General features: G+C 64.2%; 17 protein-coding genes. 10 read left to right on the top strand and 7 right to left on the bottom strand.

What is annotated here, in order from left to right; all coding sequences use genetic code 11:
• Positions 1–30: 30 nt before the first annotated feature.
• The 5 genes from pnuC (at position 31) to BB28_RS15780 (ending at position 5,326) form a co-directional block, all read left to right on the top strand.
• Entirely contained in the window at positions 31–609 is a 579-nt protein-coding gene (pnuC, locus tag BB28_RS15800) for a nicotinamide riboside transporter PnuC (RefSeq protein WP_046254182.1), read from the top strand.
• A 91-nt stretch (positions 610–700) separates the two neighbouring features.
• Positions 701–2,977: an RNA polymerase recycling motor ATPase HelR gene (gene helR / locus BB28_RS15795; protein WP_046254181.1), complete on the top strand. Its 2,277-nt coding sequence runs from the start codon at positions 701–703 to the stop codon at positions 2,975–2,977.
• Positions 2,978–3,098: 121 nt separating this feature from the next.
• Positions 3,099–3,824, top strand: a complete 726-nt coding sequence (pyrH, locus tag BB28_RS15790) for a UMP kinase (protein WP_030094003.1) — start codon at positions 3,099–3,101, stop codon at positions 3,822–3,824.
• Positions 3,825–3,869: 45 nt separating this feature from the next.
• The gene (frr, locus tag BB28_RS15785; RefSeq protein ID WP_030094002.1) at positions 3,870–4,427 is read left to right on the top strand and encodes a ribosome recycling factor; all 558 of its coding nucleotides are present in this window, start codon (positions 3,870–3,872) and stop codon (positions 4,425–4,427) included.
• Between the two features lie 20 nt (positions 4,428–4,447).
• Positions 4,448–5,326: a phosphatidate cytidylyltransferase gene (locus BB28_RS15780; RefSeq protein WP_078322223.1), complete on the top strand. Its 879-nt coding sequence runs from the start codon at positions 4,448–4,450 to the stop codon at positions 5,324–5,326.
• Here BB28_RS15780 and BB28_RS15775 read toward each other — a convergent pair.
• Positions 5,323–6,120, bottom strand: a complete 798-nt coding sequence (locus tag BB28_RS15775; RefSeq protein WP_046254179.1) for a hypothetical protein — start codon at positions 6,118–6,120, stop codon at positions 5,323–5,325. The genes BB28_RS15780 and BB28_RS15775 overlap by 4 nt on opposite strands.
• Positions 6,121–6,245: 125 nt before the next feature.
• Complete coding sequence (locus BB28_RS15770) at positions 6,246–7,064, bottom strand: DUF6159 family protein (RefSeq protein WP_046254178.1); 819 nt, start codon at positions 7,062–7,064, stop codon at positions 6,246–6,248.
• Between the two features lie 88 nt (positions 7,065–7,152).
• Between BB28_RS15770 and BB28_RS15765 the strand changes: the two genes are divergently transcribed.
• Together BB28_RS15765 and BB28_RS15760 are read left to right on the top strand one after the other, a co-directional pair.
• Complete coding sequence (locus BB28_RS15765) at positions 7,153–7,890, top strand: dienelactone hydrolase family protein (RefSeq protein WP_046254177.1); 738 nt, start codon at positions 7,153–7,155, stop codon at positions 7,888–7,890.
• Positions 7,890–8,504, top strand: coding sequence for an ASCH domain-containing protein (locus BB28_RS15760; protein ID WP_046254176.1), 615 nt, complete (start codon positions 7,890–7,892; stop codon positions 8,502–8,504). The genes BB28_RS15765 and BB28_RS15760 overlap by 1 nt, the downstream gene beginning before the upstream one ends.
• On the opposite strand, the gene BB28_RS15755 is transcribed toward BB28_RS15760, so the two are convergent.
• Positions 8,501–9,208 carry a hypothetical protein gene (locus tag BB28_RS15755; protein ID WP_052740252.1) on the bottom strand — a complete coding sequence of 236 codons (708 nt, stop codon included), beginning with the start codon at positions 9,206–9,208 and terminating at the stop codon, positions 8,501–8,503. The genes BB28_RS15760 and BB28_RS15755 overlap by 4 nt on opposite strands.
• A gap of 9 nt (positions 9,209–9,217) precedes the next feature.
• Complete coding sequence (locus BB28_RS15750; protein ID WP_046255892.1) at positions 9,218–10,153, bottom strand: DMT family transporter; 936 nt, start codon at positions 10,151–10,153, stop codon at positions 9,218–9,220.
• A gap of 165 nt (positions 10,154–10,318) precedes the next feature.
• Between BB28_RS15750 and BB28_RS15745 the strand changes: the two genes are divergently transcribed.
• A complete protein-coding gene (locus tag BB28_RS15745; RefSeq protein WP_046254175.1) occupies positions 10,319–11,185 on the top strand; it encodes a LysR family transcriptional regulator in 867 nt (288 codons plus the stop codon).
• Here BB28_RS15745 and BB28_RS15740 read toward each other — a convergent pair.
• Both BB28_RS15740 and BB28_RS15735 read right to left on the bottom strand, forming a co-directional pair.
• Positions 11,182–11,835 (bottom strand): class I SAM-dependent methyltransferase, encoded by a 654-nt coding sequence (locus tag BB28_RS15740; RefSeq protein ID WP_046254174.1) that lies wholly within the window; start codon positions 11,833–11,835, stop codon positions 11,182–11,184. The two genes, BB28_RS15745 and BB28_RS15740, sit on opposite strands and share 4 nt — an antisense overlap.
• Positions 11,828–12,778: an NAD(P)/FAD-dependent oxidoreductase gene (locus tag BB28_RS15735; protein ID WP_046255891.1), complete on the bottom strand. Its 951-nt coding sequence runs from the start codon at positions 12,776–12,778 to the stop codon at positions 11,828–11,830. The genes BB28_RS15740 and BB28_RS15735 overlap by 8 nt, the downstream gene beginning before the upstream one ends.
• A 70-nt stretch (positions 12,779–12,848) precedes the next feature.
• On the opposite strand from BB28_RS15735, the gene BB28_RS15730 reads away from it, so the two are divergent.
• Both BB28_RS15730 and rlmN read left to right on the top strand, forming a co-directional pair.
• Entirely contained in the window at positions 12,849–13,454 is a 606-nt protein-coding gene (locus BB28_RS15730; RefSeq protein ID WP_030093991.1) for a helix-turn-helix domain-containing protein, read from the top strand.
• A gap of 26 nt (positions 13,455–13,480) precedes the next feature.
• The gene (gene rlmN / locus BB28_RS15725) at positions 13,481–14,602 is read left to right on the top strand and encodes a dual-specificity RNA methyltransferase RlmN (protein WP_046254173.1); all 1,122 of its coding nucleotides are present in this window, start codon (positions 13,481–13,483) and stop codon (positions 14,600–14,602) included.
• On the opposite strand, the gene BB28_RS15720 is transcribed toward rlmN, so the two are convergent.
• Positions 14,603–14,863, bottom strand: coding sequence for a DUF2631 domain-containing protein (locus tag BB28_RS15720; RefSeq protein WP_046254172.1), 261 nt, complete (start codon positions 14,861–14,863; stop codon positions 14,603–14,605).
• Between the last annotated feature and the right edge of the window lie 92 nt (positions 14,864–14,955).

Raw genomic sequence — 14,955 nt, 5'->3', positions numbered from 1 at the left:
AGCTTACTGGTGCTCGGCTAGCCTGTTGCGGTGGACTGGACAGAGCTAATCGGCAGCCTGGCCGGTGTACTGTTCGTCATCCTCGCTGTCCGCCAGAATATTTGGACCTTCCCGGTCGCGATCGTCAGCTCGCTGTTCTACATCGTGGTCTTTAGCCGGCAGACCCTGTACGCCGATGCGGCCCTGCAGGTCATGTTCATTGCGCTGGCCGCTCAGGGCTGGTACCTGTGGCTACGGGGCAGCCCGGATCGGCATGGTGTGGTGGTACGGCGGACGCCACAGTGGGCGTGGCTGCCGTTGGCGTTCTCCCTAGCCGTCCTGGTGGCGGGACTGTATGCGTTCCTGATCACGTTCACCGATTCCAATGCCCCTCAGCTTGATTCGGTGATCACCGGGCTCAGTATCGTCTCCCAATTCATGATGAACCGAAAATGGATCGAGAATTGGGCACTCTGGATCATCACCGACACGTTCTCCGTAGGTGTCTATCTGTTCAAGGGGTTGAACCTGACGGCAGGTCTTTATGCGTTTCTCAGCGTGATGGCCGCGGTCGGGCTATGGAGCTGGCGCAAAGAGTTGCGGAGGGAGACGACCGCCGACTCGGTATGAACACCGTGCTCCTTCCAACATATATCGGACAGGGGGCCTTGCGGCAAGGCCCCGGTCATACCGCACAATCGCTGGCCGAACGTCAGATGCCATGAATGAGAACGGAAACGGGGAAGTCCAGTTGACGACATACGAGGAAGAACTGGAATCCGAGCGGGAGTACATCGCTGGGCTCTATGTGCGGCTCGACGCCGAACGTGCGCGCGTTAAGGGGCGATACCGCAGCACCCTGCGAGCGCCCGTCGATCAGCAGAACGGCGCGGCAATGGTCGAGCGCGACGACGAGGTGCGCGCACTGGCCAGTCAGGCACAACGCTTGGACGTCGCCGACGACGGACTGTGCTTCGGTCGGCTGGATGCAGTGTCTGGAGAGCGCTCCTACGTCGGACGCATCGGTCTTCTGGACGAGACGAACGACTACGAACCACTGTTGATCGATTGGCGGGCTCCGGCAGCGCAGGCCTTCTACATAGCCACCGGGGCCAACCCGGAAAACACTCGGCGTCGGCGCCAATTTCGGACTCGGGGACGTCACGTCGATGCGTTCTCCGACGAAATCCTCGGTCGTCCCGATGGTGAAGACCGCGACGGCGAGCGCGGGAGCATGAGTGATGCGGCGCTGCTCGCAGCCGTCAACGCACCGCGCGGCAACGGCATGCGCGACATCGTGGCGACGATCCAGGCCGAGCAGGACCGGATCATCCGGCTCGATCATCCCGGTGTGCTGGTCATCGAGGGCGGTCCCGGCACGGGCAAAACCGTCGTGGCGCTGCACCGCGTCGCCTACCTGCTGTACACCCAGCGCAAGCGGATGGAACGCCACGGTGTGTTAGTTGTCGGTCCGAATGCGGCCTTCCTCAGCCATATTTCGCGGGTCCTGCCGTCGTTGGGTGAGACCAACGTGGTGTTCACGACGGCGGGAGATCTGCTGCCCGGTCTGAAGGTGACGGCGGAGGACGGAGCGGAAGCCGCGCGGCTCAAGGGCTCGCTGCAGATTCTCGATGTGCTCGCGGCTGCGGTCGCGGACCGGCAGCGGACCCCCGTGGAACCACTGCGCATCCAGCTCACCGATGTCTCGGTGCGCATCGATGCCGATATCGCGCAGTGGGCCATCGAGGAGGCGCGTGCGAGCAGGCTCCCGCACAACGAGGCGCGGACGGTCTTCACCGACGTACTGACGTGGGCGATTACCGAGCGGGCGATCCCACGCATCGGCAAGGGGTGGCTCACACGCGAGGATCGCAAGGCCTGGGAGCACCTGCGCGCGGAGCTGCTGGATGAACTCGGGGATCACGAGGGATTCGCCGCCGCGCTCGATGAGCTATGGCCGATGCTGACGCCGGAGATGCTCTTGTCGGAGCTGTACACCTCACCGGAGCGGCTGCGCGCTGCCGGTGCGGATCCGGCACTGGCACGCCCTGTCGGTGACGCATGGACGGTTTCAGACGTACCCCTGCTCGATGAGCTTGTCGACCTGGTGGGCCGCGATAAGGCCGCGGAGGAGGCGGCTGAACAGGAGCGCAGGGCCGAGGCCGAGTACGCGGCCGGGGTGCTGGACCTGATGACCGGCCGCGAAGACATGATGGACGACGAAGACCACCTCTTCGCCACCGATCTGCTCGGCGCCGAGGACCTCGCGGAACGATTCACCGAACGTGACACCCGCGACCTGGTCGAACGCGCGTCGGCAGACCGGGACTGGACGTACGGGCACATCGTGATCGACGAGGCGCAGGAGCTGTCCGAAATGGACTGGCGAGTCTTGATGCGCCGGTGTCCAAGCCGCTCGTTCACGGTGGTCGGCGACCTGGCTCAACGCCGATCGGTGGCCGGTGCCACCTCCTGGGACGCGATTCTGGCCCCGTATGTGCCGGGACGCTGGCTGTACCGGTCGTTATCGGTGAACTACCGCACCCCGGCCGAGATCATGGCCGTCGCCGCGGCGCTACTTGCCGAGTTCGCACCGGGCGTCCAGCCGCCCGAATCCGTCCGCTCCTGTGGCGTGCGCCCCTGGTCAAGGCATCTCACCGAGGGCGAATTATCAAAAGCCATCGAGGAATTCACGCGTGACGAAGATTCTCGGGAGGGCACCAGTGTGGTGATCGGGCCACCCGGCGTACCCGGCACGGTGCCCGCCTCCGAGACCAAGGGGCTGGAGTTCGACGCCGTGCTGGTTGTGGAGCCGGAACGGATTCTGGCGGATGGGCCGCGAGGTGCGGCCGAACTCTATGTGGCGCTCACCCGCGCCACACAGCGCCTGGGTGTGCTGCACATGGCGCCGTTGCCGCAAGCTCTCGTCGGCCTCACCGAAACCACAGTCGGCCCCGGCGCGGTTCGCCGGGTCGTGCCAACGAGCGTCGCCCAATAGGGCAGGATAGACACCGCCGTCGCGGCCTTCTGATGAGCCGCTTGCGCGATGAGCGGAAGCAGCGGGCCCGATGGCTGAGTTTTGTGCACCGGCTTTGTCGAACCCGTACCGAGGAGGCGTGATGACTCGCGATGTGAGCCGCACCGGATATAAGCGGGTGCTGCTCAAGCTCGGCGGCGAGATGTTCGGCGGGGGAGCTGTCGGTCTTGACCCGGATGTTGTCCACAGAGTGGCCAGCCAAATTGCCGAGGTGGTCCGCAGCGGTGCCGAGGTGGCGGTTGTCATCGGCGGTGGCAACTTCTTCCGCGGTGCGCAGCTGCAGCAGCGCGGGATGGAACGGACGCGCTCGGACTACATGGGCATGCTCGGTACTGTCATGAATAGCCTTGCGCTGCAAGACTTCCTGGAAAAGGAAGGCATTGTCACGCGCGTGCAGACGGCCATCACCATGGGACAAGTCGCCGAACCGTACATTCCGCTGCGGGCCAGGAGGCATCTGGAGAAGGGTCGCGTTGTCATCTTCGGTGCCGGCATGGGATTGCCGTATTTCTCCACCGATACCACCGCGGCACAGCGCGCGCTGGAGATCGGCGCCGAGGTAGTGCTGATGGCCAAGGCGGTCGATGGCATCTTCACCGATGACCCGCGCGCCAATCCTGACGCCGAGTTCCTGCCGGAGATCACGCACCGTGAGGTCATTGATCGCGGACTGCAGGTCGCCGATGCCACCGCGTTCAGCCTCTGTATGGACAATCGGATGCCAATCTTGGTGTTCAACCTGCTTACCGAAGGCAATATCGCCAGGGCGGTCGCAGGTGAGAAGATCGGAACGCTGGTAACACCATGATGAGCCGCTTGCGCGAAGATCATCAGACCCGATGGGAGATCAATCGTGATTGACGAGGTTCTTCTCGACGCCGAGGAGAAGATGGAAAAGGCCGTGTCGGTCGCCCGCGATGACTTCGCGACGATTCGCACGGGCCGTGCCAACCCTGGAATGTTTCAGCGGGTTGTCATCGACTACTACGGCACAATCACCCCCATCACGCAGATCGCCGGCATCAACGTGCCCGAGGCTCGCCTGGTGGTCATCAAGCCGTACGAGGCCAATCAGCTCAAGGCCATCGAGGAGGCGATCCGCAACTCGGACCTGGGTCTGAACCCGAGCAACGACGGCAGCATCATTCGCGTTGCCATTCCGCAGCTCACCGAGGAACGTCGTCGCGAGCTCGTCAAGCAGGCCAAGGGCAAGGGCGAGGACGCCAAGGTGACCCTGCGCAACATCCGGCGTAAGGCCAATGACGAACTGAACCGGATCAAGAAGGACGGCGAGGCCGGCGAGGACGAAGTGGGCCGCGCAGAAAAGGATCTGGACAAGACCACCTCCCAGTACGTGACTCAGATCGATGAGTTGGTGAAGCACAAAGAAGGCGAGTTACTGGAGGTCTAGGGCCCCCGGTAATGACGACCATGGGAGATACCGACGCGGCTCCGGCCCCCGGCAACAGCCCTGCACCCCCTTCGGGGACGAAGTCCCGGGCCGGACGCAACTTGCCGGCGGCTATCGGCGTCGGTGCTGTTCTCGCCGCCATGATCATTTTCTCGCTGCTGTACCAGAAGGAGATCTGGGTCGGCATCATCTCGGTTTTCCTTGGAATCGCGATGTGGGAGGTGACCAAGCGGCTGCGCCAGGCCGATATCTCGGTGCCGTTCATCCCGCTCTTCGTCGGTGGGCAGGCCATGATCTGGCTGACCTGGCCGTGGGGAACCGCCGGAGCGTTGGGTGCGTTTGGCGCTACGGTCGTGGTCTGCATGATCTGGCGCCTGGTCGGGCACGGGCTGAACCAGCAGCCGGTGAACTATCTGCGCGATGTCGCCATCACGGTGTTCGTCGCCGCGTGGATCCCGCTGTTCGCGTCCTTCGGCGCGCTTCTGGTCTACCCGGAAAATGGTGCTGAGCAGGTCTTCTGCCTCATGCTCGGGGTCACCTTCTCCGATATCGGTGGGTACGCGGCCGGTGTGCTGTTCGGTAAGCATCCGATGGCACCCGCAATCAGTCCCAAGAAGTCTTGGGAGGGCCTGGCGGGCTCGCTCCTGGTGGGCACGACCGCGTCGACCCTGGCGGTCACCTTCCTGCTGGGACACCATCCCTTTGTCGGTGTCGCACTGGGCATCATGCTCGTCATCACGGGAACGCTCGGCGACTTGGTCGAGTCCCAGGTCAAGCGCGACTTGGGCATCAAGGACATGGGTACGCTGCTGCCCGGACACGGCGGCATCATGGACCGTCTGGACTCGTTGCTGCCCTCCGCGGTGGCCACCTGGATTGTGTTGACGCTCTTTATCTAGGTTGTGCTCGACGCGGCTGCGCTTCGGTACAGCACCGTTTGATAAATCCCGCTGACGGTCACGGCGGTCAAGACTGCGACCGCGACCCAAAGGCCACCGCACAGTCCGAGGAGGCCGGCGAGCACTCCTTGGCCCACTGCGGCGGCGGCGAAAAGCAAAGCCGCACCCGGCAGTACCAGCACGAGGGCGAAGATACGAAGACCCACCTGGGCTAGGACATTCTTGGCCAGCATGCGCCGCAGGGCGCTCTTGGAGGCCTTGACGGCATCCGTGGTGTGGGCGTCTTGCAAAACTATTGTCGGAAGCACCTGGAATGAGACTGCGCGCCAGACGAGATCGAGAAAACGTCCGATAAAGAGAACGTGCACGAGGCTCCCGACGTATAGGAGATTCTCGTCGATGACACCGATGCCCCAGGTGACGGCCGCATCGATGAGAACCCAGGGGATCAGCCGCCTGCGGTAGCGGGCTGCCGTCCGGAAACCGTTGGCGAAGATCGGCTTTCGATCCTCCAGTGCGGCGTCCACCTGTGTCATGAGGGCCGTGAGCCAGAACATCACGAGGTACCACAAGATGAGGTAGTCGATAGTCAGCGCGGCACGGACGAACTGCGGCGCTGTCTTGTCGATGCCCGGCGGTAGTAGAAGTCCGAGGGTTATCAAGACCACGATGAAGAGCGCGGCGTTGATTCCGGCGGCGACGGGGAAGAGTGCGAGCGTCTTGTGGCGGCGCAGGAGGCGTATCGATGTCTTGAAAATGCCCCACGATGTTGACAGCGCGTTGGAAGAGGCCACACCGAATCCCCTGACACTTAAGTTACCCTCGGTACATTAAGTTACCAGTGTGACACCTGAGGTGTAAGGAAGAGTGACACGCGCCACCTGAACCCGAGATGGCGCAGGCGGCCGTGCCGGTGTGTCTACCGGGTCTTGAGCGCCTGACGCAGGTCTACTCCGGCGAACGGTCCCGGCACATGGCCATCAACGGTGAACCGATACAGGGCGGTCTGAAAGATCCCGGTGAGTGCGGCTCCGATGATGGAGCCCGCCAGGATCCACAGCGCACCGAGTGCCGCGAGCACGCCCGTCACCGCGGTGACATTCGCGGCGACTCCCAGATAGATCAACCCGGCCCCGGGCAGCGTCAGCATTGCCGTGAAAAAGTTCAGGCCCACGACGCCAACGACGTTCTGGCCCCAGGCGTTCTTGAGCGTTTCCTTGGTCTTCTTGACGGCGTCGATCGCGCCGAGATTCTGCAGCACGATCGTGGGCAGCACCTGGAAGGAAACCACCCGCCAGGCGACGTCCAGTAATCGTCCGACGAACGGCACCCGCTCCTCGATGGCGCTGATGATCCACGAGACGACACCGGTGATAAGAACCCAGGGGAGCAGGCGTCCGCCGCGCTGGGCTGCTGCCGATATCCCCCCGGCGACGCTCGGGTCCCCACCCTCCAGCGCGATGTTCGCCTGCGAGATGAGCGCCGCCTGCCAGAACGTCGCGACGTACATCAACACGAAGTACCCGACGGCGAAGACCGGGTAAAAGAGCGGCGGCACCGAATCGCCGGTCGTCGCGGGCAGTAGCAGGACGCCGAGGGTCACCATTCCGATGAGCACAAGCAACGCGGTGAGCCCGGACAAAATCGGGAAGAAGACGAGCTCCTTGCGTGAGCTCAGCACCTTCGCGGATGTCTTGAAGATTTGCCACGACGTCGACAGCGTGCTGGTGACGGCCATCAGATTTCCCCCTGGTCATTGACGGATCAATGAGGCTCAAGATACCAGTGCAGTAGCTACCCGCACGGGTGGCTGGTTTGATGGACACATGTCTCGTCGTGACGTTCAGATCCCGACACCCGACGGGCAATGCCCCGGCACTGTTCACCTACCGGACCAGCCCGGCCCCGCTGTCATCCTCTACCCCGATGCCGGTGGTGCCCGCGAGGTCATGCGCGAGATGGGAGACCGCCTCGCAGGGCTCGGATACGTCGCACTGGTGCCCGACGTCTACTACCGCGAAGGTGATTGGAAACCATTCGATCTGGCGACAGCGTTCGGTGACCCGCAGGAGCGTGGCCGCCTCTTCGCGACGATGGCCACGCTCACTCCTGAGCGCATCGACGCCGACGCGGCGGCCTTTCTGGATTTCCTCAGCAGGCAGCCCGAGGTCACGGGCGACACGGTAGGTCTGACCGGATACTGCATGGGAGGGCGGATCTCGTTGCGAGTAGCGGCGACTCACGCTCCCCGGGTGGGCGCCGCCGCGTCATTCCACGGTGGCAACCTGGCCAAGGCCGACGACCCGAATAGTCCGCACCACCTCGCCGACCGGATCACCGGTGTCGTGCTGGTTGCCGCCGCAGAGCAAGACGCCTCCTTTCCTCCCGAGCAGGAGCAGCTCCTGGCGCAGGTGCTGACCGAAGCCGGGGTGCGACACACCATCGAGATATATCCCGCTCGGCACGGCTTCGCTGTCACGGACAACGCCACCTACGACGAGGCGGCGGCCGAACGGCATTGGCGAGCCCTCGAAGAGCTCTACGGCTCACACCTGGGGGTCTAATGCTCTTCGAGCCCAGGCTGCGGGCCGGAATTCACGATGGCACCATTTCGGTGGCTTACCGGCGCTGGAAGCGCCCACAGGTGAAGATCGGTGGTCGTTACCGCGTCGGCTCGGATCGCATTCGTTCCATGACCGAGTTCGATTTCATCGAGGTCGATGCTGTCGATGAGATCACGGCGCGCGACATCGACGATGCCGACGCGCTACTAGCCGGTTATCCCTCAGCCGCGGCAGCGCGAAGCGATGTCGGTGCGAGCGGAAACGATCCTTTGTACCGCTTGGCGTTTCGGAAGATAGCGATGGCCGATCCGCGTGCGGAGCTGGCCTCCGCGGTGGCGCTCTCGGATGCCGACATCGCCACTATCGACGCGCGATTGAATCGGATGGACCGCAGCGCCGCGCCGGGACCGTGGACTCGCGAGGTGCTGCGGGAGATCGCCCAGCGGCCGCAGGTGCGTGCCAAAGACCTCGAATCTTGCTCCCGCTGGCCCGATTTAGCGACGTTCAAGGTGCACGTGCGCAAACTCAAGAACCTGGGTCTGACCCTGAGTCTGCCGGTGGGCTATCGGCTCTCGCCGCGCGGTGAGGAGTATCTGGCCCGGGCGCTGAGCTAGCAGCTGAATTCCCGGCCGCTGCCGTCCGATGGGGTGATCTCCTTCAAGCAACCGAAGGGCTCGACCCCGGCATCACTGACCCGAATGGCGGACTTGGTTTTGGTGTTCGCGCAGAACAATCCGGAAGTCTCACTGCGGCAAGCGAAGTCCCCGAACGTCAGGCGGCCGCCGTAGTCGAGTGGGTTTCCGTCGCCGCTTTGGAAGGGACCTGGGTCGCCGTGGAGCCCGCCCACGGTGACCTGCTGGCCATTGAAATCTGTCCATCCGCCGACCCAGTTGCCCTCGGTGCCGGCGGGCCGCTTTGGCGGATTCGTGAGGTTGACCAGGCAGGACAGTGTGCCGGGCTCGATGTTGCTCGTCATGCATCGCGTCTTGCCCGACGGAGTCTTGAACGCGACATTTTCCCCGAGATCGGTCTTCTGGCCGTCCTGGCTGGTCGCCGAGTGAAAGTTGGTGGCATTCACCGGCGCTCCCTTGGAAATCCACTGCGCCACAGCGTCGTATGGCGTACCGGCGACGGGCTCCGGCAATTCGATGGGAGTCGTCGTGGTGGTGGTCGTCGTGGGGGCCTTGCTTGTGGTGCTGCTTGACGTTGGTGTGCTGGATGAGGGAGTGGTCGGAGAGACCGAGGCTCCCTTCGAGCATCCTGCGACCAGGAGCGCCGCTCCCAGCATGATCAGACCGCCGTGTAACAGGGCACGCATGCAGCCAGGCTAGCTGGCTGCCACCGACTGACGGGTAGGCGCGGCGGCCGCCACCTCGATTGCGGGATTCTTCTCAGCTGCGGCGGGTCTGCTGGCACGGGCGTTCAGCCAGCAGGCCAGTGCGCCGAGCACTAGCCCGATACCGATGCCGACGTCTACACGCTGGCCGAGAATCGCCCATGACAACAGTCCTGCGACGGCAGGGATGACGCAGAACAGCATGGCCACCGCGGAAGCACCGAACCGGCTCACCGCGTGGACGTACGTGGAGATGCCGAGTACCGCGCTGAACACCACCATGGCGCACACCGCCCAGGTGGCCTTCCATGGGTCATGTACGGCAGTGGGCGTCAGCAGGGCCAACACGCCGGCGGGCACCAGCCCGGCGACGTTCTGGATGGTGCAGTTGACCCGGAAATCCACACCAGCGCAGAAACGCTGCTGGTACACGCCCCCTGCGGCCAGGCCGAGCAGCGCGATCAAGAGCAGCACCAGCACCGTGTCGACGCCGCCCGTCGCGAGCAGTCGGCTGGCGCAGGCGGCCAGCACGGCGACGATGCCGAGCACCAGGGCAAGGACTCGCCATGCGTTGAGCCGCTCACCCAGAAACAGGGCTGCGAGCACCGCGGTGACAACAGGATTCATGGAAATGACGACCGCGCCCAGGACTGCGGGCGCGCCATGTTCGAGGGCCTCGTACAACGCGCAGAACTGCACCGCCTGCATCAACAGGCCGGTAATGACGACGTGTCCGAGTTTGCGACCCGTTGGCCAGGTCGCCTTGGCCAATAGGGCCCAGGCGGCGACGATCAGACCGGCGAAGGTGAAACGGGCGACCAGCACCAGCATGGGTGTCATGGCGGACACCGCGAGCGCGCCAACGGGGTAGCCCAGTGCGTAGAGGAATGTCAGCATCGACGCGAACCACATCGGCATCTTCTGCATGCCTGCCATGGTCGCCGGTCTCGACTGCCGATGTCCAACGATAATTACTGATCAGAATCAATCATGAATCATTATCAATCGATACGCGGAGCCCGGTGTGAAGCGTGTGATCGGCCGACATGGAGAAATATTGATCAAGAATTGTGATCGGACTACGGTGGCAATATGGCGAGTTCGACACTCGATATCGCACCGTTGCGGTCGCTGGTGGCGGTGGCGGATTGCGGGGGATTCCACCGGGCTGCGGCCGTGCTGCATCTGACCCAATCCGCAGTCAGTCAACATGTGCGCAAGCTGGAGGCCGCGGTCGGAGAGCCGGTGGTCCGGCGTTCGGGGCGCGGGGTGGTGTTCACCGATAAGGGTGCGCAGCTGCTGGCGCATGCCCGTCGCATCCTTGCCGCGCACGACAGCGCGGTCGACGATCTGATCGCCGGGCAAGAACGCACCCTGATTCTGGGGGTCACCGAGCACGGCGCGGATTTGATACTGCCCAGCATCACCACTGCGCTGCGCAGTCATCTCCCGGACTGGTCAGTGCGGGTGCGGTTTGATCGCAACCTTTATCTCGCCGAATCCGTGGACCGGGGGAGCATGGATCTGGCGGTCATCCTCGACGGTTCGGGCCTGGATCGGGCCAACGCGGTGGGCACCGTTCGGCTGCAGTGGGTAGCCGCACGTGGCTACAAGGCGAGTTCTGTCGAGCCCCTGCAGGTCGTGACTTTCACCGAACCGTGCACGCTGCGTGCGCCCATGTTCAGCGCGCTGCACACGCTGGGACGCCAGTACCAGATTGTGGGGGAATCACCGGATTTATCCGGGTTGTACGCGGGTCTGCGGTCCGGGTTGGGAATGGCGCTGCTGCCCATCATCGGGTGGCTGCCCGACGGCATCGCCCCGGTCGAGGCCATGCCCGCGGCGAACCTGGCGACTCTATCGGTCGTTGGCCGCCGCGGGCTTGAACCCGGCGTGTATGCCGCGGTGGAAGGGGCTGCACGCGAGGCGCTTTCGGGCGCCGCCGCGGCGATCGCCTAGGTTACTTCTGCGGCGGCCGTGCGCTGAGCCCGCAGCACCGTATCGGCGATATCGAACTCCTCATCGTCTCGCGTAAATGTGCGGTTGCGCGACTCGGCGACGAGGACGCTCCACAGGTCCGGGTCGAGCGTGTCGGCGATGTCCTCGGCGGTGAAGTACCAGTCGGGCAGGTCCGGCCGCCCGATCGCCGCCTGCATGTCCGACGGATGGTGCCCGACGATCAGCAAGGTGCCACCCGGTGCCACTGCTGCGGCCAGCGCGGCGAACACCGGCTCGCGCAGCTTTGTCGGCAGGTGCATGAAATGCGATGTCACCAAATCGAATCGACGACTCGGCTGCCATGTTGTCAGGTCGGCCTGCATCCAGGTGATCCTGTTGGCGAGTTCAGGGTCGGCTCTGGTGGCATTGTCGGCGGCACGAAGCAAGGCGGTCTCGGCGAAATCCATTCCGATGACCTGCCAGCCCTTCTGAGCCAGCCAGATCGCGTCACCGCCCTCGCCGCAGCCGGCGTCGAGCGCGGTCCGTGGCGGCAGTGACGAAACCTCATTGACCAGTTGTGGATTGGCGTTCCCGCTCCATAGTGCGTCGTGCGACCGGTAAAACTCATCCCACGACTTCTCGTCGGACGGCGGGTTATGGTGATCACGCATGTTGTAACTCCTGGGCGTCGGCGACCGCGAGGTCGGCGTTGATGGTTGCGGCGACCTCGGTTCCGGCCGCCGCCGATGTGATGACCTGTGCCTTGATATCGGTGACGTTTCCGGCGGCGTAGATCCCCGGCACCGCAGTGGCTCCCCTGGTGACCGGCAGGTATGTCCCCAACAGATGGTCTCCGAGCCGCATTTCCTGCGCCGTGAGGTGAACCGGCGCCAACATGTCGATGCGCGCCGACACCACCGTCGCGACGACCAGCGCATCACACGGAAGCGCGGCGCCGGTTCCCAGCTCTACTGCGGTGAGCGAATCATCGCTGATTCGCAGTCGTGCGACCGGGCCGTCCACGACGCTGATGTCCCGGCGAGCCAGCTGCGCCGCATCCTCGGGTGATAGCGGAAAATCGTTGTGCCGCAACAGAGTGACATTATCGCTGAGCTGGCGGAAGAGTAGCGCGTGGTGCACCGCTAGTGGGCCGGTGCCCAGCACGGCGATGGCGCGATCGCGCACCTCCCAGCCATGGCAGTAGGCGCAGTGCAGGACGTCACGGCCCCAACGCTCGGCCAGGCCCTCGACATCGGGTAGTTCATCCACCACTCCGGTGGCCACCAGGACGCGGCGGGCTTGCACCGTCGAGGTCGTGCCGTCTGGCCAATCCACCGCCACGTCGAAATGTTTGTCCGCGTGGGACACCGAGGTGGAGCGTGCGTCGTGGAGGGCCGTGCCGTACCGTGCCGCCTCGTCACGCCCGATACCGAACAGCTCGGACGGCGGAGTCGACTCGCGTCCGAGGTAGTTGTGCACCCGGTCCGCCGGTGCGATGCGTGGGTGGTGATCGTCGATCACGACCACCGACCGCCGGGATCGGGCGAGGGTGATGGCCGCCGACAGGCCCGCGGCACCGCCACCGATGATGGCTACGTCCCAGAGTTTGTTCATGTCACCACTATTGGGGCCAATCTGCGAAACACGCAAGCTTTCTTGCCAAAGCAGCAATTTGGCCGCCATCATGGTTGGTATGGACGATCAGAATCAGCGGTTAGAGGCCGTACTTGATGCGTTGGGGCCCCGGCTGCGGGCGCTGCGCCTGCATCGTCAGGTCACCCTGGCGCAGTTGTCCGACACGACGGGTATTTCCGAGAGCACCTTGTCGCGCCTGGAATCCGGTCAGCGGCGCCCCACTTTGGAGCTCCTACTGCTGTTGGCAGAGGCGCACCAGGTGCCGCTCGACGAGCTGGTGAACGCACCGGCCACGGGTGACCCGCGCATCCACCCCAAGCCGTTCAAACGACATGGGTCGGTCTATCTGCCGCTGTCACGTCGGCCCGGTGGGGTGCAGTGCTACAAGCAGATCATCCCGCCACATTCGCCGAAGGGCGAACCGAACCTGAAGGTCCATGAGGGCTATGAGTGGATGTACGTGCTCTCCGGAAAAGTCCGCTTACTGCTCGGCGAGCTGGACCTTATTCTGCCCGCGGGTGAGGCCGCCGAGTTCGATACGCATATCCCGCATTGGTTCGGCAATCCAACCGATAAACCGGTCGAGGTATTGCACATTTTCGGCCCCCAGGGAGAGCGAATGCATGTGCGGGCACGTTCCGGTTCGGGGAACTAGCGCGAGCCTGGGATACTAAGTGGGTTATGTCTGCCGATAAAGGGTCCCTGCCGCTGGTTTTCGACGCGCCGCGTCGGGCCATGCCGCCGCGTCACCTGGCGGATATGACGGCCGAGCAGACGCGTGAGGCTGTGACCGCATTGGGGCTTCCGGCGTTTCGTGCCAAGCAGATCGCCAACCAATACTACGGACGGCTGGTGGGCGACCCCGCGGCAATGACGGACCTTCCAGCAGGTGCGCGCGATGGCGTGGGCGAGGCGCTGTTTCCCCGGCTGCTTCATCCGCTGCGCCAGGTGGCCTGCGATTCCGGGGATACTCGAAAGACCTTGTGGCGCTTACACGACGGCAGCACCGTCGAGTCCGTACTCATGCGCTACACCGACCGCAACACGCTGTGCATCTCTTCGCAGGCCGGGTGCGGGATGGCCTGCCCGTTCTGCGCCACCGGCCAGGGTGGACTGACGCGCAACCTCTCGGCCGCCGAGATCCTGGAGCAGGTTCGCGATGCCGCGGCCACATTGCGCGACGGCGAGCTGCCGGGCGGGCCCGGCCGGTTGTCGAACATCGTCTTCATGGGCATGGGTGAGCCCCTGGCCAATTACAACCGGGTGCTCACGGTGCTGCGCAAGATCACCGCGCCGCCCCCCGACGGATTCGGTATTTCGCAGCGTGGTGTCACGGTCTCGACAGTGGGGCTGGCGCCGGCCATTCGCAAACTTGCCGACGAGGGACTAGGGGTCACTCTGGCGGTGTCGTTGCACTGCCCGGACGACGAGCTGCGCGACACCCTGGTGCCCGTCAATACCCGGTGGGCCATCAGCGAGGTGCTCGATGCCGCGCGGTACTACGCCGATATCACCGGACGGCGGGTGTCCATCGAATACGCGCTCATCCGCGATGTGAACGATCAGCCCTGGCGCGCTGACATGCTCGGCAAGAAGCTGCGAAAAGCTTTGGGCCAGTTGGTTCATGTGAACCTGATTCCGCTGAATCCGACGCCGGGCAGTCAATGGGATGCCAGCCCGAAGCCCGTCGAGCGTGAGTTCGTGCGACGCGTACGTGAGCAGGGTGTTTCCTGCACGGTGCGTGATACCCGAGGTCGCGAGATTGCCGCCGCATGCGGCCAATTGGCCGCGTCCGAGCGCTAGCTAGCGGATACGTCCCGAGCGGCGACCGAAGTAGTCGTTCGCGGTGAAGGCCAGCACGATGAGGGCGAAACCGACACAGAAGATGTCCTCCACCTTGCCCACGTGATTGCCCTTGAGGAGCACCAGCAAGAAGGCCGCGATGGCAAGACCCAGGATGTGGAAGATGCGGGGGTTTTGGCCCGAGAGCCCACGCCCGAACGCTGCGGACGGCACGTCCTCGACATCGACTCCGTCGTGCTTGACAACCTCAGTCGTGGCCACCGCCAGCCCTCCAAATCTCAGACGTCTACTACAGCCCATAGTGTGCCACGCCCATCAGCTCCCGGGTAAGCACACCCCGTGCGAAGGGAAAA

This window comes from Mycobacteroides chelonae CCUG 47445, assembly GCF_001632805.1.
Classification (GTDB): Bacteria; Actinomycetota; Actinomycetes; order Mycobacteriales; family Mycobacteriaceae; genus Mycobacterium; species Mycobacterium chelonae.
Note: the sequence above shows the minus strand (reverse complement) of the source record. Positions and strands in the feature narration are given on the sequence as shown.